16 protein-coding genes and 7 pseudogenes are annotated in these 24287 nt (G+C 61.7%); 7 read left to right on the top strand and 16 right to left on the bottom strand.

Features of this window, described 5'->3' with window-relative positions:
• Positions 1-29 precede the first annotated feature (29 nt).
• A complete protein-coding gene (locus OKW30_RS40525) occupies positions 30-1355 on the top strand; it encodes an IS1634 family transposase (protein ID WP_429349560.1) in 1326 nt (441 codons plus the stop codon).
• Between the two features lie 95 nt (positions 1356-1450).
• Here OKW30_RS40525 and OKW30_RS40520 read toward each other — a convergent pair whose 3' ends face one another.
• From OKW30_RS40520 to OKW30_RS40505, 4 genes are all read right to left on the bottom strand, one after another.
• Entirely contained in the window at positions 1451-1594 is a 144-nt protein-coding gene (locus tag OKW30_RS40520; RefSeq protein WP_429349559.1) for a hypothetical protein, read from the bottom strand.
• Positions 1595-1628: 34 nt separating this feature from the next.
• A protein-coding gene (locus tag OKW30_RS40515; protein WP_429349558.1) for an IS3 family transposase occupies positions 1629-3196 on the bottom strand; the annotation gives its coding sequence in 2 pieces (ribosomal slippage) (positions 1629-2758 and positions 2758-3196; 1569 coding nt in all).
• A gap of 12 nt (positions 3197-3208) precedes the next feature.
• Positions 3209-4603, bottom strand: a complete 1395-nt coding sequence (locus tag OKW30_RS40510; RefSeq protein WP_429349557.1) for an efflux transporter outer membrane subunit — start codon at positions 4601-4603, stop codon at positions 3209-3211.
• A complete protein-coding gene (locus OKW30_RS40505) occupies positions 4600-7713 on the bottom strand; it encodes an efflux RND transporter permease subunit (protein WP_429349556.1) in 3114 nt (1037 codons plus the stop codon). The genes OKW30_RS40510 and OKW30_RS40505 overlap by 4 nt, the downstream gene beginning before the upstream one ends.
• 56 nt (positions 7714-7769) lie before the next feature.
• Between OKW30_RS40505 and OKW30_RS40500 the strand changes: the two genes are divergently transcribed.
• Positions 7770-8582, top strand: a complete 813-nt coding sequence (locus OKW30_RS40500; protein ID WP_429349555.1) for an IS5 family transposase — start codon at positions 7770-7772, stop codon at positions 8580-8582.
• Positions 8583-8663: 81 nt separating this feature from the next.
• Positions 8664-9751: pseudogene (locus tag OKW30_RS40495) on the top strand (IS630 family transposase).
• Here the strand turns inward: OKW30_RS40495 and OKW30_RS40490 are convergent.
• The 7 genes and pseudogenes from OKW30_RS40490 to OKW30_RS40460 form a co-directional block, all read right to left on the bottom strand.
• Entirely contained in the window at positions 9748-12894 is a 3147-nt protein-coding gene (locus OKW30_RS40490; RefSeq protein ID WP_429349554.1) for an efflux RND transporter permease subunit, read from the bottom strand. The pseudogene OKW30_RS40495 and the gene OKW30_RS40490 sit on opposite strands and share 4 nt — an antisense overlap.
• Positions 12895-12921: 27 nt before the next feature.
• On the bottom strand, positions 12922-14067 hold the full coding sequence (locus OKW30_RS40485; protein ID WP_429349553.1) for an efflux RND transporter periplasmic adaptor subunit: 1146 nt from the start codon (positions 14065-14067) through the stop codon (positions 12922-12924).
• A gap of 35 nt (positions 14068-14102) precedes the next feature.
• Positions 14103-14361, bottom strand: a pseudogene (locus OKW30_RS40480) (efflux RND transporter permease subunit); the annotation flags it as partial.
• 173 nt (positions 14362-14534) lie between these two features.
• Positions 14535-14987, bottom strand: a complete 453-nt coding sequence (locus OKW30_RS40475) for a hypothetical protein (RefSeq protein ID WP_429349552.1) — start codon at positions 14985-14987, stop codon at positions 14535-14537.
• A gap of 182 nt (positions 14988-15169) precedes the next feature.
• Positions 15170-15664 carry a hypothetical protein gene (locus OKW30_RS40470; RefSeq protein ID WP_429349551.1) on the bottom strand — a complete coding sequence of 165 codons (495 nt, stop codon included), beginning with the start codon at positions 15662-15664 and terminating at the stop codon, positions 15170-15172.
• 204 nt (positions 15665-15868) lie between these two features.
• On the bottom strand, positions 15869-16150 hold the full coding sequence (locus OKW30_RS40465; protein ID WP_429349550.1) for a hypothetical protein: 282 nt from the start codon (positions 16148-16150) through the stop codon (positions 15869-15871).
• Positions 16151-16353: 203 nt separating this feature from the next.
• Positions 16354-17133: pseudogene (locus OKW30_RS40460) on the bottom strand (IS5 family transposase).
• A gap of 689 nt (positions 17134-17822) precedes the next feature.
• Between OKW30_RS40460 and OKW30_RS40455 the strand changes: the two are divergent.
• The 3 genes from OKW30_RS40455 (at position 17823) to OKW30_RS40445 (ending at position 19717) form a co-directional block, all read left to right on the top strand.
• Complete coding sequence (locus OKW30_RS40455) at positions 17823-18272, top strand: hypothetical protein (RefSeq protein ID WP_429349549.1); 450 nt, start codon at positions 17823-17825, stop codon at positions 18270-18272.
• 262 nt (positions 18273-18534) lie between these two features.
• Positions 18535-18792, top strand: coding sequence for a hypothetical protein (locus OKW30_RS40450; protein ID WP_429349548.1), 258 nt, complete (start codon positions 18535-18537; stop codon positions 18790-18792).
• A gap of 433 nt (positions 18793-19225) precedes the next feature.
• Entirely contained in the window at positions 19226-19717 is a 492-nt protein-coding gene (locus OKW30_RS40445) for a hypothetical protein (RefSeq protein WP_429349638.1), read from the top strand.
• Here OKW30_RS40445 and OKW30_RS40440 read toward each other — a convergent pair.
• Both OKW30_RS40440 and OKW30_RS40435 read right to left on the bottom strand, forming a co-directional pair.
• Positions 19659-19868, bottom strand: a pseudogene (locus OKW30_RS40440) (transposase); the annotation flags it as partial. The gene OKW30_RS40445 and the pseudogene OKW30_RS40440 sit on opposite strands and share 59 nt — an antisense overlap.
• Before the next feature lie 8 nt (positions 19869-19876).
• A pseudogene (locus OKW30_RS40435) lies at positions 19877-20173 on the bottom strand (integrase core domain-containing protein); the annotation flags it as partial.
• Positions 20174-20242: 69 nt separating this feature from the next.
• Here OKW30_RS40435 and OKW30_RS40430 point away from each other — a divergent pair.
• Positions 20243-20641: pseudogene (locus OKW30_RS40430) on the top strand (helix-turn-helix domain-containing protein); the annotation flags it as partial.
• Between the two features lie 54 nt (positions 20642-20695).
• Here OKW30_RS40430 and OKW30_RS40425 read toward each other — a convergent pair.
• The 3 genes and pseudogenes from OKW30_RS40425 to OKW30_RS40415 form a co-directional block, all read right to left on the bottom strand.
• A pseudogene (locus OKW30_RS40425) lies at positions 20696-21112 on the bottom strand (IS6 family transposase); the annotation flags it as partial.
• A gap of 298 nt (positions 21113-21410) precedes the next feature.
• A complete protein-coding gene (locus OKW30_RS40420; protein ID WP_429349547.1) occupies positions 21411-22430 on the bottom strand; it encodes an IS110 family transposase in 1020 nt (339 codons plus the stop codon).
• Between the two features lie 552 nt (positions 22431-22982).
• Positions 22983-24137, bottom strand: coding sequence for an IS110 family transposase (locus OKW30_RS40415; protein WP_429332816.1), 1155 nt, complete (start codon positions 24135-24137; stop codon positions 22983-22985).
• Positions 24138-24287 lie beyond the last annotated feature (150 nt).

Below are 24287 nucleotides of genomic sequence, written 5' to 3'. Positions count from 1 at the left end.
CCGCTGGTGGCACACCTCGACGCTGGCCGATGACTTCGGCGTGGCCGATGCCAATGAGGACGACCTGTACGCCGCCATGGACTGGCTGCTCGCGCGTCAGGACAGGATCCAGAAGAAGCTGGCTTCGCGCCATCTGTCCGACGGCGGCCTGGTACTCTACGACCTGTCGTCGAGCTACTTCGAGGGCACAACCTGTCCGCTGGCCAGGCTCGGCTACAGCCGCGACGGCAAGAAGGGCCTGCTGCAAGGTCAACTACGGCCTGCTTACCGATGCCCGTGGCTGCCCGGTGGCGGCGTCGGTGCACGAGGGCAATACGGCCGACAGCCGCACCTTCATGCCCGCGCTGCACAAGCTGCGCGAGGACTTCGGCATCGAGCGCATGGTCATGGTCGGTGATCGCGGCATGATCTCCCAGAAGGCCATCGACGAGATGCGCGAGACCGAGGGCATCGGCTGGATCACCGCGCTCAAGAGTGCCTCGATCCGCTCGCTCGTCGAGCAGGGGCAACTGCAGTTGGGCTTGTTCGACGAGCGCAATCTGCCCGAACTGAGCTCGCCGGACTATCCCGGCGAGCGTCTGGTGGCGTGCCGCAACCCGGAGCTTGCGAAGCTGCGTGCGCACAAGCGCGAGGAGTTGCTCAGGGCCACCGAGCTCAACCTCGAGAAGATCAAAGCCCGGGTCGACGCGGCCAGGCTCACTGGTGCCGCCGAGATCGGCGTTCGTGTGGGCAAGCTCGTCAACCAGTACAAGATGGCCAAGCACTTCGAGCTTGCCATCGGCGAGAACACGTGCACCTTCGCGCGCAAGCACGACAGCATCGCCGCCGAAGCCGCACTGGACGGCATCTACATCATTCGCACCTCAGTGCCCGCCACGCAGATGGATGCATCCGGGTGCGTGCGCAACTACAAGTCGCTGGCTAACGTGGAGCGCGCCTTCCGCTCGCTCAAGACCATTGACCTGAAGGTGCGCCCGATCCACCACCGCAAGGCCGATCGGGTGCGCGCACACATCTTCCTGTGCATGCTTGCCTACTACGTCGAGTGGCACCTGCGTGAGGTCTGGCGCGAGTTGATGTTCGCCGATACCGAGCAGCAGGCCAAGGCCACGCGCGACCCCGTGGCGCCAGCTGAGCGATCCGCGTCGGCACAGGCCAAGGCCGCTACCCATTGCCTCATCGACGGCACTCCGGCACACAGCTTCGCCACCTTGATGGCCGAGCTCACCAACCTCGTGCGCAATACTTGCCACACGCCAAACGCCGGGCCCGACGCCCCAACTTTCGAGATCCTCACCACGCCCAACGCCACGCAACAGCGCGCGTTAGAGCTGCTCCAGCAGATCCAGTTGTAGACAGAAACCCGAACCCCGTTTTCACGCCAGGTGCCCGGCGCTCAAGGACAAACTCGCTCGGCGCTTACAGGAACTTCGGACTAACGCGATAGCCGTTACCTGTCAGAAGATCTCGCTGCCACGGGATCGCCGCCCAATGTTTTCACCAAGTTAACGGCGTTCTGCAAAGCCGTGCTGCTGTAATCGAGTGCGATCTTGCGGTCCTGCACTTGCGTCAATTGCACGTCGAGCACGTCCATGCGGCGGCGCGCGTCAAGCAGGTTGTCGCCTCACTCATGCAGCCAGAGGCTGTTTATTTGCGCCGATCGACGCCATCTCAACGACTGAGTCACGTTCGGGGTTAAGCGTCACGGCACCAACCGGTGTCCAGTTGCGCGTGTGACACGACCAGCGGGCCGGATTGCATGCGCGCGCCTTGACGTACAGTGCGTGACGTGCTGCGAGAAGCGCACGATCGTCGCCGGCATGACGCTGCGCAGGCGTCACGTAACGGATGCCGCTATGACGATGCTCGAAGTTGTACCACTGCACGAAGCCGGCAGCCCAGTTGCGAGCAGCGTTCAGGTCCTCGAAGCCTGTGACCGGAAACTCCGGCCGGTACTCCGCGGTTCGGAACAGCGCCTCGGCGTAGGCGTTGTCGTCGCTGACACGGGGGCGTGAGTACGACGGCTTGACACCCAGCCAGTGGAGCATCGCCAGCACGGTGGTGGCCTTGAGCGTCGCACCGTTATCGCCGTGCAGCACCGGCCGGGTCTCAAGGACGGCAATGCCTTCGGAGAGCGCCGTGCGACGCACGAGATGAGCAGCGTGTTCGGCCGCGTCGCTGTCGTGCACCTCCCAGCCGACAATCTTGCGGCTGTACAGGTCCAGGATCAGGTACAGGTGGAACCATCGCCCTGTTACCGTTGCCGGCAGATAGGTCATGTCCCAGCACCACACCTGGCGCGGTGCCGTGGCGACGTGCGTGGTCGGCGGCCGGGCGCTCGAAGGCGTTCTGGCACGGCCACGGCGCGTCATCTGCCCATGCTCGCGCAGCACGCGTGCAAAGGTCGATTCGCTGGCGATGTACACGCCTTCGTCGGCCAGCATCGGCACGATGCGCGCCGGTGGCATGTCGGCAAAGCGCGGCTCGCTGGCTAGGCGCAGCACGTTCGCCCGCTCCTCCGGACTCAGGGCGTGCGCGGGCAGCGGGCGCGTCGCGCCGGGCCTGGCGTCACCCTTGACGAGCCCCTCATGGGCCTTCCAGCGCTGCAGGGTACGCACGTCGATCCCGGCCACCTCGCAGGCCAGGCGCAACCGTGCGCCAGCCCGATTGGCCGAATCGATTTCCCGGGCCAGGAGCTGGCGATCTTCGAGGCCGATCATTCGTCCTCGCCCTTGTCCGTGTTGAAGATCGCCGCGACTTTTTTTGACAGTACCAGCAGCGCTGCTGTCTCAGCCAGCGCCTTCTCCTTGCGCCGCAGTTCGCGTTCGAGCGCCTTGATGCGGCGCTGATCCTGCTTCGTCTGCTGCGGGCTCGCGCGGGCTTCTTCGGGCTCGGCCAGCGCCTGCGTGGCCGCTTGCCGCCACTGCGCCAGTTCCTGCGGATACACGCCATGCTCGCGGCACCACGCATTGCGCGCCGTCTCGTCCATCGCCGCCGTGTTCAACACCGCCTCGAAACGGGCGGCCGCTGTCCATGCCCGCTCGCGAGCGGGCATGGACAGCGCATCACTGCGCCAGCGCTCCAGCGTCTGCGCGCCCACACCGATCTCTCGCGCAACCTCTTCCACTGATGCGCTCTCCGGCGGCAGCAACCGCGCCACCGCTCTGTCCTTGAATGTCTTTCCGTAACGCGCCAACTTGTTCTCTCTTTATCGCCCCCAGATTCCAATTTTATCCAGGCGACAACCATTGTGACGCGGGGGGGGGCGGCTCGACGTGCCCGCCGCGAAATTGCGCTGCTGGTTTGCAGCGAGTTCGCCGCTGCGATGAGCGACATCGCGCGATGCCGCCGCCTGGCGCGACGCAATCTTCACCGCGCTCAGATAGTCTTCGACGTCCTGGAACGCGTTGAGCACCGTCTGCCGGTACGCGGCGACTTCCTGGTCATAGTTGGCGCGCGCGTTGCGCACGGAGGCGCTCGTCGCGCCCGCGTCGAACACGGCCTGCGCGACATCGAGTCCGAGCGACCAGAAGCGCGTAGGCAGCGAGACGAGATGCGCGAGCGACGTGCCGCTCCAGCCGCCGTCGGCGGACAGCGTGAGCGTCGGGAAATAGCCGGCTTTCGCGACGCCGATCTTCGCGTTGTACTGCGCGACGGTGCGCTCGGCCTGCACGATATCGGGGCGCCGTTGCAATAGCGCGGACGGCAACTCGGCGGGCAAGCTGGGCAAATCGAACCGGTAATCAGCCTGAACCGGCAGAGAAAATGCGGCGGGCGCTTCGCCGACCAGCACGGCAACCGCATGTTCATACTGACGCCGCGTGAGTTGCGCGCTCGCAATGCTTTCGTCGATGGTTTGCAACGTGTTGTGTGCGGTTTGCACATCGTCGTACGACGACACGCCTTGCTTGTACTTCGCTTCTGTCAGCGCGAGCAACGCCGCGTCAATGCGGCGCTCTTGCGCGAGCTGAGCGAGATCGGCGTCGGCGGCCCGCACGGTGAAGTAGTCGACGGCCAGTGTGGCGATCACGCTCAGGCGTCCGCCCGCCAGTTGCGCGTCGGAGGCCTGTGCGCCCGCCTCGCTCGCTTCGACGGAACGCTGCACGCTGCCCCACAGGTCCGGCTCCCAGCTGGCTTCCGGTTGCGCCGACACGCTCTTCGACACATAACTGCTGACACGACCGCTCGATGACACCTGCGTCGTGCTGCCACTTCGGATGTGCGTCCCTGCGCCCGTGAACGACACGGTGGGGAACAGGCTCGCCCGCGCGGACGCCAGCTGTGCGCGCGCGGCACAATACACGGCTTCGTATTGCGCGATCGTCTGGTTCGCTTTCAGCGCTCGCTCGCAGAGCGCGCTGAGCGTCTCGTCGCCGAACATCGTCCACCAGCGGCTGTCGAGAGATGCGGCGGGATCGGGCTTCGCCTGTTGCCAGAGGCCGCTCGCATCGGGGCTGTTCATTTCCTTGAACGTGACCGGCACGGCAACATCGGGCCGCTTGTAATCGGGGCCGACCGCGCAGCCCGCGCACAGCGTTGCAATCGCGACCGCCACGATCGGGCGATAGAGACGCCGCATCGCGCGCGTTCGTTGTTGCTTCATGATGGGGTTCCGTTTCGTGAGGCGCGCCGGCCGTTGAAGCGGTCGAGCCAAAGGTAAATCACGGGCGTGGTGAAGAGCGTCAGCAACTGGCTGACAATCAGGCCGCCCAGAATCGCGACGCCGAGCGGATGATGAAACTCATGTCCATAGCCCGAGCTGACAATCAGCGGCACAGCGCCGAGCAGCGCGGCGAGCGTCGTCATCATGATCGGCCTGAAGCGCGTGAGGCACGCGCGATAGATCGACTCTTCGGCGCTCGCCGCGTGTTCGCGTTCGTAGGTCACGGCGAAATCGACCATCATGATCGCGTTCTTCTTCACGATGCCGATCAGCAGGACGATGCCGATCAACGCGATGACCGAAAGCTCGTAGCCGCATACATATAGCGCGATCAGCGCGCCGAGCCCCGCCGAGGGCAGCGTCGAGAGAATCGTCAGCGGATGAACGAGACTCTCGTACAGAATGCCGAGCGCGATATAGACCGCCACCAGCGCGCCGATGATCAGCAGCAGTTCGCTGCCGCCCGATTGCTGCATCTGCGCGCCTTGCCCCGCGAACGAAGGCAATACCGTATTCGGCAGGTTGAGCGACGCGACAGCCGATTGGATGGCCTCGTTCGCATCGCTCATCGACACGCCCTCGCGCAGGTTGTACGACAGCGTGACGGCGGGAAACTGGTTGTCGTGCGCAATGATGACGGGCGCGTGCTCCAGCGTGCGCGTGGCGAGCGCGGAAAGCGGCACGAGCGTCGCGTTCGCGGCGGCGCTGCTGGTCGAACAAGACGTTGAATTGCTCGTGCCGGTCGCATTCGTCGCGGGCACATAAAGCGTGTCCAGCGTCTTCGAGTCTTGCCAGTATTGCGGCGCGACTTCCATCACAACGTGATACTGGTTCGCCGGACCGTAGATCGTCGCGATCTGGCGCTGGCTGAACGCGTCGTTCAACGCATCGTCGATCGCTTCGAACGGCACGCCTACGCGCGCGGCCACATCGCGATTCACCTGCAGCATCATCGAAAGGCTGGCGCTTTGCACGTCGGCGTTCACGTCGCGCAACTGCGGCAGCGCGCGCAGCTTCGCTTCGATGCGCGGCAGCCACGCGTCCAGCTTGCTCTGGTTCTCGGCCATCACCGTGTATTGAAACTGCGCCGCGCTTTGCCGCGCGCCAAACATCAGATCCTGCGCCGATTGCAGCAACAGGCGCACACCGGGCAGGTCGGCCGTGCGGCGACTCAGGTCCGCGATCACCTGATCCGCGCTGTGCGTGCGCTCCGATAACGGCTTGAGCGTCACGAACATCATGCCGTTGCTCACCGCATCGCGCCCGCCAACGTAGCCCGATACCGATTCGACATCCGGGTTTTGCAGCATGCGCCGGTTGATCTCGTCGAACTTTTGCTTCATCGCCTGAAACGAAATGCTCTGCGATGCCTGGATCATGCCCATCAACCGCCCTGTGTCCTCGACCGGGAAGAACCCTTTCGGCATCACGGCGACCATGCCGACGTTCGCGAACAGCAACAGCACGGTGACGGCGAGCATCGTTTTCGGATGACGCAGCGCCCACCGCAGACTGCTGCCGTATGCGCGTTCGACACGCTGCCCAGGCGCCGCGTCGCGATGCTTCGACGGCGCGTGGCGCAGCAGCAGACGCCCGAGCGTCGGCGCGAGCGTCAGCGAAATCACCATCGAAATCATGATCGCAATGGCAAGCGACACCGAGAACTCCCGGAACAGCCTCCCGACGATGCCGCTCATCATGATCAGCGGCAGGAACACGACCACGAGGGACACGCTGATGGTCAGCACGGTGAAGCCGACTTCGCGCGTGCCGTCGAGTGCGGCGGCCAGCGGCGTCTTGCCCTGATCCAGATGCCGTATGATGTTTTCGACCACCACGATGGCGTCGTCGACCACGAAGCCCGTCGAAATCGTCAGCGCCATCAGCGACAGGTTGTTCAGGCTGTACCCGAGAAAGTACATCGCGGTGAACGTGCCCGCGAGCGCGAGCGGCACCGTGATCGCCGGAATCAGCGCGCTACGCCAGTCGCGAAAGAATGCATACGACACCGCTGTCACCAGCAGCACGGCTGCGAGCAGCGACATCTCGACGTCGAACACCGACGAGCGGATGGTTTGCGTGCCGTCCAGCACGACGCCGAGCTTCACTGTCGACGGCAGGCTTGCCGAGAGTTGCGGCAGCGCGGCGCGGATCGCATCGACGGTCTTGATCACGTTCGCGTTCGGCTGCTTCGACACGATCAGCAGCACGGCGGGCTTCCCGTTCGCGAGGCCATAGTTGCGCTGGTCTTCAATCGACTTCACCACTTGCGCGACATCCGACACATGCACGACCGGGCCGTCATGCGTGCGGATCACGAGCGGCTTGTAGTCGTCGGCGTTCGCCAACTGGTCGTTCGCGGCCACGACATAGTGCTCGCCGTTCATGCTGACTGCGCCCTTCGGCAGATTGACGCTGGCGTCCGTCAACGCGATGCGCACGGTGTCGAGCGCGATGCCATAGTGGCTCAGCTGATCGGGATTCAGCTCGATACGCACGGCGGGCAGCGCGCCGCCGCCCACCGTCACGTCGCCGACGCCAGGCACCTGCAATAGCTTCTGTTGCAGCACCGACGACGCGTAGTCGTACATCTGCCCGACCCCGACCGTATCCGACGTGAGCCCGACGATCATCACAGGCGCAGCAGCCGGATTCATCTTGCGATACGTCGGCGTTTGCGTAAGCGTGGTCGGCAGATTGCTGCGGGCGGCGTTGATCGCGGCCTGCACGTCGCGCGCCGCGCCGTCTATGTCGCGGTTCAGATCGAACTGCAACACGATCTGCGACGAACCCGACGAACTTTGCGACGTCATCTGCGTGAGGCCCGCAATCGAGCCGAATGCGCGTTCGAGCGGCCCCGACACGGTCTTCGCGACCGTGTCGGGGTTCGCGCCCGACACGGTCGCGAAGACGATCACGACGGGGAAGTCCACCGAAGGCAGCGCGGCGACAGGCAACAGCCGGAACGCGACGATGCCGAACAGCGCAAGGCCAATCGCCAGCAACATCGTGCCGACCGGGCGGCGGATCAACGGAGCGGAGAGGTTCATCGTGCGCCCCTAGACGGTGTTAGGAACTTTCGGTCAAAACCTGGTACCCTGGAGGGATGACAAGAGAGAAACGTAAAGCCTACCCGACAGACGTGTCAGACGAAGAATGGAGCTTCGTAGCAGCGTATCTGACGTTGATGGATGAGAGTGCACCACAGCGTAAATACGAGTTGCGCGAGATGTTCAATGCGTTGCGCTGGATGGCTCGCGCTGGGGCTGCGTGGCGAATGCTGCCGACCAACTTTCCGCCGTGGGAACTCGTGTACCAGCAGACGCAACGATGGCTGGCGGCCGGCTGTTTCGAGTGCATGGTGAGTGATCTTCGTTCGATCATCCGTGTCGCGCAGGGGCGGCGGGGGCAGCCCAGCGCGGTGATCCTTGATGGCCGTACGATGCAATCGACATGTGAGAGCGGTCCACGCGCAGGCTATGACGGCTACAAGCGCAAGCGTGGCAGCAAGGTGCATATGGCGGTCGACACGCTGGGTCAGTTGCTTGCCGTACACGTGACCCCGGCCAACGAGCAGGAGCGCGCACAGGTCGCAGAGCTGGCGCGCCAGGTGCAGCAGGCAACGGGAGAAACCGTGAAAGTGGCCTTTGCCGATCAGGGTTACACGGGCGAAGCTCCTGCGCAGGCCGCGCGCGCTCAGGGAATTGATCTCCAGGTGGTCAAGCTCGATGAAGCGAAAAAGGGTTTCGTGCTGTTGCCACGTCGATGGGTAGTCGAGCGCAGCTTCGGATGGCTCAACCGCTTTCGACGCCTCGCACGTGACTACGAACGCTTGCCCGAAACACTCGCAGGTCTGCATTTTGTCGTCTTCGCCATGCTTATGCTTGTCCATGCAATCCCAGTACTTCGAAGTTCCTAACACCGTCTAGTGTCCCGTTCTGTTGTTAACTAATCTATGTTCACGTAGCATGCTGGTATCAACGGAACGGGAGATATAAGCATGCCAATGGGACGACCGAAGGCCGAACTGGTGTTGAGTGAAGATGAGCGCTCGCAACTGACCTCGATAGCGCGTTCGCGCTCATTTCGGCGGCGCTGGTGACACGTACGCGCATCGTGCTGGCAGCTGCTGCGGGGGAGCCCAACAGCGCAATTGCCCAGCGCCTGCAACTCACGCGTGCCACGGTGGGCAAGTGGCTATCCGGTTTCTGGAGCATCGCATCAACGGGCTGTATGACGAAGTACGTTCCGGCAAGCCGCGCACGATTGACGACGAGCGACTGGACCAACTGATTCACAAGACCCTGCACACCAGGCCTGCGGATGGCTCCACGCACTGGAGCGTGCGCACGATTGCCGCCGAAACAGCTATCTCGCCGACGAGTGTGCGCCGTTACTTCAAGCTGCTGGGCCTGCAACCGCATCGCAGTGAAAGCTTCAAGCTCTCGACCGATCAATTCTTCATCGAGAAACTGCGCGATGTGGTCGGCCTGTACCTGAGCCCGCCCGAGAACGCGCTGGTCCTGTGCGTGGACGAGAAGAGCCAATGCCAGGCGCTCGAACGCACGCAACCCATGCTGTCGATCGGCTTCGGCTACGTCGAAGGGGTTACCCACGACTACGTTCGTCACGGCACCACAACACTGCTCGCCGCCCTGAACGTACTCAATGGCGCAGTGCTCGCCACCTGCAAACCGCGCCACCGGCATCAGGAGTTCCTGTTGTTTCTGCGCGAACTCGACAAGGCTGTGCCGGCTGAACTCGACGTGCACTGCATCGTGGACAACTATGGCAGTCACAAGCATCCCAAGGTTAAGGCGTGGCTGGCAGCAAAGCCCTGGCACATGCATTTCATTCCCACCTACAGTTCGTGGCTTAACCAGGTCGAACACTTCTTTGCGCTGATCACCGACAAGCCCATCCGCCGATGGCTCGTTTGGATCGGTCAAACAACTGATCACGCGTATCGATCAGTTCGTTTCCCACTACAACGAAAACTGCAAACCATTCATGTGGACCGCTTCCGCTGATTCCATCCTCGAAAAGCTACACAGACTTTGTTCGCGAATCAGCGAAACGGGGCACTAGCTCGCGTTCGCATCGTCGGACGGCGTGATGGCGGCACGTGTCGCGAAACGATGCAGCGCGAGGAAGATTACGGGCGTCGAGAGCAGCGTGAGCAACTGGCTCACCACCAGCCCGCCGATGATCGCAATGCCGAGCGGCTGCCGCAGTTCGTGGCCCGTGCCGGTCCCGAGCGCGAGCGGCAGCGCGCCGAACAGCGACGCGCAGGTCGTCATCAGGATCGGGCGGAAGCGCAGTTCGCACGCGAGGCGCATCGCGTCGCTCGCGGCGAGACCGAGCGTGCGTTCCTGTTCGAGCGCGAAGTCGATCATCATGATCGCGTTCTTCATCACAATGCCGACCAGCAGCACAATGCCGATCAGGCCGATGATGTCCAGCTCGCCCCCGCACAGCAGCAGCGCCGCGAGCGCGCCGCATGCGGCGGAAGGCAGCGTCGAGAGAATCGTCAGCGGATGCACGAGGCTTTCGTACAGGATGCCGAGCAGGATGTACACGGCCACCAGCGCGCCGACCAGCAGCAGCGCTTCGTTGCCGAGCGACGCGCTGTAAAGCTGCGCTGCGCCTTCGAGGTTCATCTGCACGCTGGCAGGCGGGTTCAGCTTTGCCTGAATGGCTTCGATGCTGTTGATCGCCGTGCCGAGCGTCACGTCGTCAGCGAGATTGAACGAGACGTCCGCATACGGGAACTGCGCCTGGCGTTGAATCGTCAGCGGCGCGGCGCCGATTGTCGCGCTGGCGATGCTCGACAGCGGCGCAAGCGAAGACGACGAAGCGCTGGTCGAAGTGGAAGATGAAGACGAAGAAGATGAACTGCTCGACGTCCCCACGTAAAGCCCATCGAGCAACGCGAGCGGCGACTCGCCAACGAGCCGCACATCCGCGCCCAGCGTCACGTGATACTGGTTGACGTGCGTATAGATGGTCGAAATCTGCCGGTCGCCGAATGCGTCGTATAGCGCGTTGTCGATGTCCTGCGCCGACAGGCCAAGACGCGACGCCGTCGCGCGGTCGAAGTCAAACTTCAGCACGTTGCCTTGCTGCTGCGCCTGGCTATGCACATCCGTGAACATCGGATCGGCACGCAATGCGGCGAGCAGGCGCTGTGTCCAGTCGGCCAGCTCCGCGCGGTCGGTGGCCTGCACGCCGATGCGGTAGCTGTTCGCATTGATCTGATCATCGAGCGTCAGGTCCTGCACGGGATGCAGATAAAGCTTGAGATCCGCGCGCTGCGCCGCGTCGCGCGTGAGCCTGTCGATCACATCGCGGCTCACCGCGCCATTGTCCTTCAGGCTGATCAGCACGCGCGCCTGGTTGATGGTCGGATTGTTCTGGTCGATGCCGACGAAAGACGACACATTCGCCACCGCGTCGTCGCTCGCAATGCGGCCCGCCAGCATGTGCGTCGAAGCCGCCATCCGCTCGAACGAAGCACGCGGCGACCCCAGTGAAATCCCTTCGATCAAACCTGTGTCCTGCACAGGAAACAGCCCCTTCGGCAGCAACATGAACAGCACGCCTGTCAGCAGCGTGGCGACGGCCACCAGCCCGAGCACCGTCAAACGATGCGCGAACGCCCAGTCGAGCGCGCGTAGATAGCCCCGGTTCAGACGCGCGAGCCAGTCGTTGGCATTCGCATCGCTGTCGCTTGCGGCATGGTCCGCGCGCAGCATGCGGGCGGCCATCATCGGCGTGAGCGTCAGCGACACCCACGCGGAAATCACAATCGCAATCGCGAGCGTCAGCGCGAATTCGCGGAACAGGCGGCCGATCACATCGGGCATGAAAAACAGCGGAATCAGCACGGCCACCAGCGCCACGGAGATCGACAGAATCGTGAAGCCGATCTGCCGCGCGCCCTTCAATGCGGCGTCGAGCGGCGTCTCGCCGTTCTCGATGTGGCGCATCACGTTTTCGAGCATCACGATCGCGTCGTCGACCACGAAGCCGGTCGCCACCGTCAGCGCCATCAGCGTGAGGTTGTTGACGGAGAAATCGAGCGCGTAGATGCCCGCCACCGTACCGACCAGCACGAACGGCACCGTCACGGCCGGAATCAACGTGAATTCGAGCCGCCGCAGAAACACGAACACGACCATCACGACGAGCACAATCGCCGCCGCCAGTTCCATCTTCACATCATGCACCGACGCGCGAATGGTTTGCGTGCGGTCGCTGAGCACGCTGGTCTTCACAGTTGCGGGCAGCGACGCGCGCAGTTGCGGCAACAGCGCTTCGATCCGGTTCACAACCTCGATCACGTTCGCGCCGGGCTGCCGCTGCACGTTGACGACGATCGCGGGAGTCGCGCCGCTCCACGCGGCTTGGCGCGGGTTCTCCGCGGTCTCCGAGAGCTTCGCGACATCCGACAGACGCACGGGCGCGCTGTTCCTGGAAGTTCCACGATAAACGAGCACCAGGTCCGCGTAATCGGCGGCGGATGTGAGCTGATCGTTTGCGTCGATCGTGAACGCCTGCAACGGGCCGTCGATCGTACCCTTCGCGCTGCTCACGTTCGCGTCGCCGACAGCCGTTCGCACGTCTTCGAGCGACAGGCCCATCGCGTTCAGCGCGCGCGTGTCGGTTTGCACGCGCACAGCAGGCCGCGCGCCGCCCGAGAGCGTTACGAGCCCGACGCCCGACACCTGCGACAGCTTCTGCGCGATGCGCGTATCCGTCAGGTCTTCGACGCGGGTGAGCGGCAACGCATCGGACGTGACGGCGAGCGTGAGCACGGCCGTGTCGGAGGGATTGACCTTGCTGTAGACGGGCGGATAAGGCAGGTTCGACGGCAACGTGCTGTTCGCGCTGTTGATCGCGGCCTGCACTTCCTGTTCGGCGTCGTCGAGGTGGGTCGAGGTCTGGAATTGCAGCGTCACGAGCGACACGCCCAGCGAACTCGTCGAGTTCATGCGCTTGAGTCCCGCCATCTGGCCGAACTGCTTTTCGAGCGGCGCGGTGACGGACGTGCTGATCACATCGGGCGATGCGCCCAGATACTGCGTGTAGACCTGAATCGTCGGGTAGTCGATTTCGGGCAATGGGGACACGGGCATCAGCCGGTAAGCGATCAGGCCGACCAACAGCAAGGCGAGCGTCATCAGGCCCGTCGCGACAGGACGGCGAATGAACGGGCGGGAAATATCCATCGGTTTCTGTCGGTTCGAAAGCGCGCGTCAGTGGCCAACGATCTTCACGGCGCTGCCGTCGTCGAGCTTGTCCGCGCCATCCAGCACAATCACGTCGCCCGCTTTTAGGTTGCTTTGCTCGATCACGGTGGCATCGTGGTACGCAACGCCCGCCGTCACGCGGCGCAAGGCGACTTTGCCTGCGCCGCGCTTTGCGTCGGCGGCGCTCAGCGTCACCACGAAGTCGCCCGATGCGCCGTGCTGGACGGCGACCGTCGGCACGGTCAACGCGTCGTGCAACGTGCCGACCGTCATCCGCACGTTGACGAAGCGGTTCGGGAACAGCCGGCCTTCGCGGTTCGGCGCGCTCGCTTTCAGCTTGACCGTGCCCGTTGTCGTGTCGGCCTGGTTGTCGATCGCGGCGAGCGTCGCGTGATCGAGCACCGTGCGCTTGTCGCGCGCGAAGATGTCGACGGGCAACGCCCCCTTGTCGTGGAATGCGTCGACCACGTCGCCCATCCTGTCTTCAGGCAGCGCGTAGACGACGGTAGTCGGCGAATCGCTCGTGATGGTCGCGATGCCCATCGTGTCGCTCGTCGTCACGTAGTTGCCGGCGTCGGTGGACAGCAGGCCGATGGTGCCGTCCATCGGCGCGACGATGTCGCAATAGCCCACCAGCACGCGCAGGTTCGCCACGCTGCCCTGGTCCGCCTTGACGGTGCCCTGATACTGACGCAGCGTCGCGCGCTGCGTGTCGAGCGTTTGACGCGATATCGCACCGGCGTCGATTAGCCTTTCGTAGCGCGTCAGGTCAGCGCGCGTATTCGCGAGCAGCGCTTCGTCGTGTTCGAGCGTGCCTTGTGCTTCGAGCCACTGCGCGCGCAGCGCGCGCGAGTCGATCCGCGCAATGACCTCCCCCGCTTTGACGCGCCGGCCTTCCTTCACGAGCACCGCTTCGAGCGTGCCGTTGACCTGCGTTCTCACGGTGACGGTCGCGCGCGGCGTGACGGTGCCGAGCGCGTCGAGTTGCAGTGGAATGTCGGCGCGCTGCACATTGCCGACTGTGACAGGCGTCTCGGCTGCAACATGGCTCGGTGGCTTGTGCAGGGCTTCGAGCATCTGCCACACAATGATGCAGATAATGACCACGCCTGCGATGATCAATAGACGACGGGAAGGATGATAGAATTTCACGCGGTGTTTTTTGCCCTGGCTGGACGATAGTAGGGAAACTGACGATAAATCGCGCCGGCCGAGCCGCCCGTTAACGCAACGGGCACGAACTCCGCTTGCGCCATGCCGGCCAGTACTCCTGTGGTGGTCCATCGTCTCGTGGGTTGCGTCGCGCGGCAACAAGCCCTCGACACCGATGGCGAGTACGAGACCAAACATCGACGGCACGCTGATCGAGAAATCCACTGCCTTCATGATTGCGAGCGTACCCAGCAAAACGACTGGCACCGCAATCGTAGGGATCTTCGACACCCTTGCGCCCCGCTCTTGTGAACTTTCGGGCGACATCTGCGTGGCGAGTTTCAGCTTGTTCTGCACTTGTGCAATGTCAGGATCGGGGCCGGAGGTTGTTACAAACCATGGTTTGGCCCTTGGGACTGGACATAATTGCCCCCCGAGCCTTTTGAGCCGTTCGTTAGAGATCTTTTTCACCAGCGCACTCGCTTTAAGGCCGTTGACATAGCTCCGGCAGGAATTCGACGATTTTTTGGAACGCTAAGGATTGTCAAGTGATCACTGCTCTGCGCCAGCCGACTTGCATCAAAGTGCCACCGAAAGCTCCCATCCAGCGCACAAACCTCAAACATCAGCACCTCACCGCAACGTCTTCCTCCAGCACTCTGGCCCGGCGTCAGATCGTCAGAGGCAGAACAACCATTTGCAGTAGTCGTATTACCAAGCGGCCAGAGGCGGCGCGACCGTAGCACCTCCATACCCCGCAAGGTCGGGCAGCGCGCGATAAGATCACGCGTAAAGCCGTCGCGCTTCCTCAGCAAAGCGCATTCGGCCACCACGGCTTTGCGCATTTCTTCAAAAGCCTGCGCGAGATCATGGTAATTTCCATCGGCACGACAGAAGCAAAAAGCGTTGACCGCCTTCAACCCGACGCCCTCCCCGTTCCGCACTGGCGTCCAGCCCAGTTGAAGCTCTGTTTCACCCGTGATGCGCGCAAGCTAGGGTAGCCACGCAGCTATTAACCACCCCACACGATCACTGGCAGGCAGATCAGCCAGCACACTTGCTACCTGCCACGAACCCGACTGCCAACTGGCCGGCGCCACGACTACGGACGACGACACGCAAGGAAGCTGCAATGTTTATGCTTCTTTAGGCGCGCTCGCCAGAAGTCCTCCCGAGGCGCCAACTCTTCATAGATAGCTGTCAAACTCCGTGCCTGTGCATCGCTCAATATCGAACGGCGATCGCCTGCAGCCAGACCGCCGTCCATAGCGAGAACTCGCGCGTCCAGAACCTGATCGTCCGGGCTGCCAAACCAGACATCAACATCCTGCGTACTCGTCGCCACACGCCAGTGGTCGGGGTGGATTTCAAGCAGGCCACCTGCCGCAACGACCGCGTCTTGAGGCAGTACCGTCAGGCGCCGGACGCCGACTGCGTCATCGCCTAGAATGTCCTTGGACAAACTGCGGGGATTGGGATCATAAGGCCCAAAGTCTAGGGCGCGCGCCATCGCCGACAAATCCTGCGCACTTCGATCCCATCGCAGACAGCCCCCAGCATCTGAACGGCGGTGACTCGGAAAATAGGTTCTGTCCATCACGGGCTGCGGACGGCCTGTAAGTTCTCCGTTCGCCAAGCCAGTCAGAAGCTTGTGGAAGCCGTCGGCCGCGGCTTCATAACATATAAGGCTCAAGGTCAATGCCGTGTCGGCGGGCGCTATCAGCACCTGGCGTTGAACCGCCACATCGCCCGTATCAACACCACCATCAATATGGTGCCAAGTGATGCCATGTTCGCTTTCCTAGGCCAAAAGCGCCCAGGGCGTCGCATGCGTTCCCGCATATCGCGGCAATGGCCCGTCGTAATAGTTGAACGCGCCTTGTCGCACCCGCCCCGTCACTTTCGCGGGCAATACGAACGGATTGACAACGAAAAAAAACCACTTCGCCGGCTCGAATTTCAGAAGCGTAGCGAGTTCTTCGACATTGTCCAGGCACAAGATATTGGCGCGAGCCGTCCAATCGGCGAATATCGCGTCGGCGCACAGCGCCGCGCCAATGACGTGTCCCATATCCATTGCCAACTGAGCGCACCTGACGGCGAGCGTACCACTGCCAACGAACACGCTGAAGCAATTCGCCGGGGGAGTGCCTCGCCAAGCCCGATCGCTTGCCTCGCAGGCGTCCACACGCTCGTGGAATACGCACATGTTCACGATGCCTTTATGTCTTTGACTTGTGCCTTGACTTGCCGGCCCCGTCTCAAGCCTTTGTTTTATAGGCCAATTCAAAAAGCCTGCTCTGTACGCCTGAAGATATTCCAGCAGACGAGAGAGCAGCCGAGTTTCAAGAACGCTATGAATGTTGGCACAACGCTCGAAGCGCATACGAAGACGACGAAAGTTGTGGAGCCAGGAGTAAGTTCGTTCGACGACCCAGCGAAATTTGCCCAGGCCGCTACCGTGTTCACTGCGGCGATTCGCGATCCCCGGGTTGATACCGCGCTGGCGCAGTTCATGACGGTGGGAATCAGAATCGTAGCCGCGATCGGCATAGAGAGTCTTGGACGTTTGGAGCGGACGACCGCGCACGCCACGAATCTGTGGAATCGCATCGACGAGCCGCAACAACTGCGTGACGTCGTGAGCATTCGCGCCTGTCAGGACCGGACTGACCGGCACGCCGCTGGCGTCTACGAGGATGTGGCGTTTGGAACCGGGGCGCCCGCGATCTGTGGGGGTTCGGACCAGTTTTTCGCCTGCCCCAACGGCTCGCACCGACGAAGAATCGACGGCAGCATACGAGCGGTCGAACTGGCCTGCCTCGCGTAGTCTCGCCAGCAGCAGTTCGTGCAGACTGTCCCATACGCCGGCTTCCTGCCAGTCGTGCAGTCGGCGCCAACAAGTTGCGCCTGAGCCGAACCCCAATCGCGTCGACAGGTGGTTCCAGCACATTCCTGTCTTCATCACGACAGGTTGCCGTTGAGCGTCGCGCGATCGGACACGCGCGGGCGACCAGGATCGTGCTTCCCCCGTAGCTTCGGGCGCGGCAGTAATGGTTCGATCAGCGTTCACAAGTCGTCGTCAATGACCGGCGCTTCCATTCTTGGACTTCCGTTGTACAGGTGCCCAAGGTTAACAACTCGCCGAGAAGGTTAGCATCCCCTCAAGGGGGTTTTGAACTGGGTTCTCACTAATTTCGCAACAACTTCGAAGTTGGGCGGAGCCTGTCTTCGCCTTCAGCAGATCCCGCAGGAGACAAGCATGGGATAAGAGATCAGTTGTCTTATACGCAATTGTTGCGCCAGCGAAAAGCGCTTGCAACGAGCCGTACCCAAAAACGCCCGAAAACCAGGAGCTGCAACGCCACGAGCAGAATATTTCGATTACCGTAGTGTTCGGTTTTGGGCAGAATCGGTGTCAGCTTCACGACATAGACTTCAGCGGCTTTGTCACGTTGGCGCTGTGGTCAGTTACAACTGGTTGCGGGTTTTCTGACGCGGCTAGATTTGTCTGCGAGCCGCGTCAGGACTAGAGTTGGTGATCTGCGCTGCCAGATCGGTTATAGTCCAGATTTGCGGACATTGCGGATGGCTGAAAGTCAATGCTGGTATGCGATTCCAACGAAATTGAGTGAGGCAGAGTTCGAGCAATTTGTCTTGCCGCATCTGAGCCGGGGCCGACGCGGACCGCCACCGACGCTGGCGTTGCACAAGATCTTCAACTACATCCTGCAACTGCTGTACACGGGCTGTCAGTGGAAGGCACTGCCGATCGAAAAAATTCCGGAGGTTGCCCTGAAATTCACTACACGCGTATCTATCGGGGGCTGCGGCGGTGGGAGGCCGATGGCTGTATCGACAGGATTTTTGCCGGCTCGGTGCGCAAGCTTCATCAGGACGGGCCGCTTGACCTCACGGTCATTCACGGTGACGGCACCACCACTGCGGCGAAAAAAGGCGGCGACAACTTGGGGTACAGCGGACACAAGCAGCTCAAGGGCGACAAGGTCGTTGCCTTCTGTGATCGCCACTGCAACGTAATCGGCCATTCATTGCCGCTGCGGGCACCTTCACGCAACGACACACATCTTCGCATCGCGCGTCTGGTTACCGCCATTCATCCAGTCTCACACGCTCTCTCAACCGTGCTGCGGTTGATCACGATCGAAACCCGCAACCAGTTGATCGTAAAGACATTTGCGTAACGCAGGAAATGGTTCTGGATGACCTGACAGTGACGCCAGCGCGGGCTGTTGGCTCTTATGCTGATCCATTTTCCGTGACTGGCGTGAACCGGGAAGCGGCAGCGCCGTCGCGCGGCCGCACGAGACTTCCGTGGCGGACGAGCATGGTATGGTTACACCTTGTCCGTCTGGACCGTTTGCAGAATGCGCAGCCGATGCGAGGCGGCGGGGGCAGATGCCCGGGCCGCATACCCTTTCCCCGAACCCCTGTAAGGAGCACCCGATGACATTGTTGAAAGACCGCATCGCCACGACGGAGCAGAAACTGAACGCGCTGAAGGAGGCACGGAAGGCTTCCGACAAGGCGCGCCGCAAGGCATACAGGGAGAGCAAAGCCGACCGGGCGCGCAAGCTCACGCTCGTGGGTGAGGCTGTCCTGCGACGGGTTGAGCGCGGGGACATGGACGAAGCCGAGTTTCGGCAGATGATGGATGGTGCTCTCATGCGGCCGGCAGACCGGGCATTGTTCGACCTCGACTGAATGCGCGGTCCGATGCTGGCGCGGTTCAGACAATGATTGCAAAATAGCTGGCGAAGCGCGGGGCGCACGATGCCACAACGGATTTCGTTTGCCTGCCTGTCATGGAGATTTTTTTAAAGGACGCCTGGAACCGATGCAGAGGGCTTTGTCAGGTTGCCGATCACCGAACAAATCGTGTGCAGGCGATACAATCGCTCAGAAAACAGCAGACGGATTGTGGGTGGGACCGGCGAAAAGACGCCAGGCTTCAAACCGGGTCGCGAGCTGCTTTCGATAAAGCGACCGGATCAGGATTCTCGATGAGTTCGTGGCTCTGACCGGGTATCACCGCAAGCACGCCATTCGGCTGCTACGGGAAGAGCCCGACGCGGCAAAGGGGACGCGCGAGCGCAACCGGCTGTACGACGAGGTGGTACGCTAGGCGCTGACGGTATTGTGGGAAGCAGCCGACCGGGTTTGCGGCAAGCGACTGAAGGCGTTGATCCCGAAGCTGGTTGATGCCATGGAGCGGCACGGCCATCTCGACCTGGACCCGGTCGTCAAGGCCAAACTCCTTCAGGTCAGCGCGGCGACCATCGATCGCATGCTGGCCAATGCGCGTGCGCACATCGATGGGCAGCGCAAACGGCGCACGAGTGTGGGCTCGGCCATCCGGCGCTGCATTCCGGTGCGTACTTTCGTCGACTGGCGCGATCCGCCACCGGGCTTCTTCGAGATCGATATGGTCGAACACTGCGGCGGCTCGAAGACCGACAGCGAGTTCGTCCACACCCTCACGCTGACTGATATCGCCACCGGCTGGACAGAGTGTGTGGCCATGCGAGTATGTAACCAGATGCTGGTGATTGAAGGATTTGAGAAAGCGGCTGCCGCCGCTTTCCACCTGAGGAGTGCTCAGAAGGCGTCACGCCGAGCCACGTCATGAGCTGTCGCGGATGCTCGAAGCGCGACAGCTCACCCAGCTCGGAGACCAGGCCGATCGCCGACGTGAAGTTAATCCCGCGCATAGCCTGCAATGCGAGTACAACTGGGTAAAACCGCCAGCTGATGACAGATTCACGCAATGCCAGTTCCAGTGTAGTGGTCAAGTTATTTCGGACAGGCAAATAGGTTCTTTCACTGTCGGTTTCGCCTCATAGGCGGCGGGCGACAGATAGCCCAAAGTCGAGTGCTAACGTACGGCATTGTAGAAACCGACGATGTACTGGTTGATGTCGCGCCGTGCCTCGTCTTGGTTGGCGTACTGGCGCTGCCACACGCGCTCCATTTTCAGGTTCAGGAAGAACCGCTCCATTACCGAGTTGTCCCAGCAATTCCCCTTGCGGCTCATGCTGCAAACCACGTGATGCTGCTTCAGCAAGGCCTGGTATTCATCGCTTGCTACTGGGCGGATTCAACCGGTCGTCGCAACACCTTTAATCGAGGAGGTGTTTATGGGACGACCAGCGGGGTGGATGCAGAAGTTGACAGGGCGAGGCGCTCGCCAGGTGCACCGTCGCATCGGCGTGAGATCGAGCGTCTATTTTGGAAGCAGATTGCCACCGGTATCACGAGCGAGAGAGCAGCAGAGGCGGCTGGCGTGTCGCAGGCAGTAGGCACTCGCTGGTTCCGTCATAATGGTGGCATGCCACTTTCCATGTCGAGCCCGATATCCGGGAGGTACTTGTCGTTCGCGGAGCGAAAAGAGATTGGACTACTTTCGTTCCAGGGCGTCGGGGTCCGAGAGATTGCTCGCCGTATTGGACGCAGCCCGTCAACGGTCTCACGGGAACTGACACGTAACGCTGCAACTCGTAACGGCCAGCTTGAGTATCGTGCTTCGGTTGCGCAGTGGAAGGCGGAACTGGTGGTTCCGTCGCATTAAGGCAGGCAGGACAAACAAAGGCGATATGCGAAGGATAGCTTATGAAACCAACGAGTAAAATTGCTGGGCGGCAGACAGCGGACTGTTGCCAGAACATTGCAGCTGTCCTTTCTTGATCATGTGCATTAATTCGATGCCACTCAGAATGACACGCGCACAGTTGAAATCCTTGAATCCGAGCATCGGTCGGGTTCGGCGTTTGATGGCCCGATGGTCCTGCTCCACGATGTTGTTCAAATACTTGATCTGACGAACCTTGATGGGCATGTTGCGCTCGGCATTCACCGCGTTAAGCGCGGCCAGATTGGAGCCGCTTTTGTCGATGGTCACCGTCTCGGGCGAACCGTTCTGACCGATTGCCTTTTCGAAGAAGCGCCGCGCAGCAGCCTTGTCCCGCCTAGCTCTGAACAGAAAGTCAATGGTATTGCCCGCCTTATCCACCGCACGGTAAAGATATTAATATGACTTTATATGAACGCCTCCCGTTTGCGAGGCATTTGTGCGCTTTGACGTAACTTAGGTTGGGCTGCAGCTTTATATCCGGCCTTGTTGCAGCCTGATAGTGGCTGCGGGCCCCGATGAAATCCGCTGACTCGCACCTCATTTTCCGTAAGAGCTCGGAGCCCCCTGTCATATGCAGGTTTAGCGAGTCACGGTCCGACCTGATTCGTCATCGCACTCAATCGCCGACGCAACCTCTTCGAGATGTGGGTCCTTACCAGATGGTAAATACGTTCTGCGCAGGGTACATGGTTCATGCGGGTTTCGCGCTTATGAAACCCTTCTCGTACGGCCGATCATGGGCAAGGATCGCCCAGATTGTCCGAGCCATCTTGTTAGCCAGGGCTACGAGTACCACGTTTGGTGGTCGCCGCTTTCCGATGCGCTCAACCCATGTCCCGGGATCCTTCGCGTTGTACAGCACACTGCGGGCGCCGTGAATCAAGAGTGTGCGCAGATACGTATCTCCCCGTTTCCTGATCCCCAGCAAGAGCACCTTGCCGCCGGAACCCGTTTGTCGGGGTACCAAACCGAGCCAGGCGGCAAACTCGCGCCCCGATCTGAACGACTTGGGATCACCCATCGTCGCAACTGCTGCCGTCGCCGTCAGCAGACCTACGCCGGGTACCGCGGCGATGCTCTTGCATGCTTTGTCCTGTTTCATCCACTCCTGAAGGCGTCGCTCTATCTCGGCAATCTGCCGGTCCAGCATTTCCAGCCCGTTCCACTGCTCGCGTAGCGTCTCAATGAGTACCGTGGGCAACCGCTCGGTCAACTTCTCAAGTACGCCTGCTATTGCCTTATCCAACCTGGACCGGCCTTTACCCATCACCTCACCGTACTCGGTCAGCAAACCTCGCAGGCTGTTGATTTGCATTGTGCGGAACTTCACGAGTTGCTGCCGCATGCGGTGGAGCGCCAGCACGGCCTGCTGCGCTTCGGTCTTCACCGCCACCGCTTTGCCGGGCTGCTGCACCGCCAGCCAGATTGCGCGCGCATCAGCCGGGTCGTTCTTGTTGCCGATGTTGAAGGCCTTGACGAATTTTGCCGGCATCAGCTTCACCTGATGCCCCATTTCGAGCAGCCGCCGCGCCCAGTGCTGCGACCCGCCGCAGGCTTCCATGCCGATCAGGCAGGGGGCCAGGTTCGCAAAGTACTCCAGAAACCTGGCTCGCTTGATCTGCCTGTTCACGATCTCGCCCGTTTCCGCATTCACGTAATGGATCTGGAATACGTTCTTGGCAATGTCGACTCCCACTGGCGTGAGTTTCATTTTGAATCCTCCTCCGGTTGGTTGGCCCTATGGCCCTCATGATCCTCCGGACGGGGGATACCCGATGGCCCCTGTTACCTCGCGAGAATCGACGTTTTTCGTGGCTTCCACGCCACTCGGGTGGGAGGCGTTCATTCCATTTTCCGTGTCAATCGGGATAGGTTTTTTCGGTTTGACTCCATACGCGCGTGAATTTCCTGAGGGCGGCGTAGCAGTAAGTCTCGACGGTGGGTCACACTTCTATGAGCAGACTTCTGTCAAGATCCCTTTTCCCGAAATTTCCATAACCTGTCTGACCTGTGTTTGGTCTGAAGCCGCCCTTGCGCTCGTGAGAAGAACCAGCATTCTCACCGCCTTCTATCCGCTGGCGTATCACCAGCCTTATCCTGCATGCGCGTTACGCCGGAATCATTTGCCCCGGGAACATGCCCCATCTGAAAGTATTCGGTTGCTTCAGCAACCCAGTGTGACCACGGGATGTTCACTTCAACCATGTTTGCCACGTCACTGCCTGGCCAAACCTTTATCTCCTTCCTGCCAAACTGTAGGGGCTTATGTGGACTTCAGCTGTGCGCCGTCAGGGATGACGCCGTCTTTCAGATAGCGCCACAGCGCAATGGCAAGACGTCGCGCGACCGCGACGATGGCGATGCGTCGCGCGCGTCGGTTCGGTCCCGTACCTTGTGTGCGGTGGTTAAACCATTTCGCCAATGCGCTGCCGGGCTGGTAGCGAAGCCAGGTCCAGGCCATCTCGATCAGCAGCGCGCGCACCCGCCGGTTTCCCTGTTTGCTGATCCCCTGGTCGACCTGGCTTTCGCCACTGTCGTAGGGCTGTGGCACGAGCCCGATGCACGCACCGACTTCGCGGCGGTTGTCGAACTCTCGCCAGAATAGCTCGAGGGCAAGGCGCGAGGCGCCTACTTCGCCAATCCCCTGCAGGCGCGCCAGCGCATCGCAACGCTGGCGCGCGGGTGCCGGTACGTTTGCCTGTCGCGTCTTCTCCAGCGCCGCAAGTTGTTGTTCGACGAGTGCGAGGCGTTCGCACTCGCGCATTAAACGCTCACGCAGCTCGTGCGGTAACGGCGCTCCGTCATGGCAGCGCACCTCCTCGCGTTCGAGCCGCTTGGCGAAGGTACGGTGATCGACCGCATCCCAGCAACCGAGCGTGACCAGGAGCTTGCGCATCCGGTCGCGGTGCTGCAGCACTTCCTTCTGCAGTTGGCCGCGCTCGCGCATCAGCTGGCGCGATGCCTCATCCTGCGGTGACGGCACGTGCACAACGTGCATGCGGTCGCGCTCGCCGCGCAGCCATGCGCGCAGATTGATCACCAGCTTGATTACATCGAGCCGGTCGGTCTTCGCGCGCCGTCTGTGACGTTCAACCGGGGTGCTGGCCGGATCGATGACGTAGCACTCGATGCCGTGCACCTGCAGCGCGCGACAGATCCAGAACGCGTCCTGCCCGGCCTCGTAGTTCACGACCGTGCGTACGCCGGCCGGCAGCGACCACTTCTCCTTGTGTGCCTCGATCAGGTCCAGGACCGCCTGCAGACGCGCTGCGGCCTGTGGTTGTGCGAGGGTGTGCACGGCCGGCTTCTCGCGCCGGCCGTCGTGAAGCGCGACTTTCCATTTGGCCGCCGCCAGTTCCAGCGACACTGCCAGCACGAGTACGTCACCATGACCCGTGTATGCCTGATCGGTACGCATGATGTTCTCCTGTAAGCAAACCTCGGCAAGCTGATTTTAGACGTCAGCACGTCGAGGCCCTCGCTTCATAGGATCTGATATCCGCGGGTTGGGTACCGCATTACAGGGGTCCGCCTCATGAGCCTGCCGCTTTCTTCCGCCGCAAATTGG

Source organism: Paraburkholderia sp. Clong3 (genome assembly GCF_050436485.1).
Taxonomy (GTDB): Bacteria; Pseudomonadota; Gammaproteobacteria; order Burkholderiales; family Burkholderiaceae; genus Paraburkholderia; species Paraburkholderia tuberum.
Note: the sequence above shows the minus strand (reverse complement) of the source record. Positions and strands in the feature narration are given on the sequence as shown.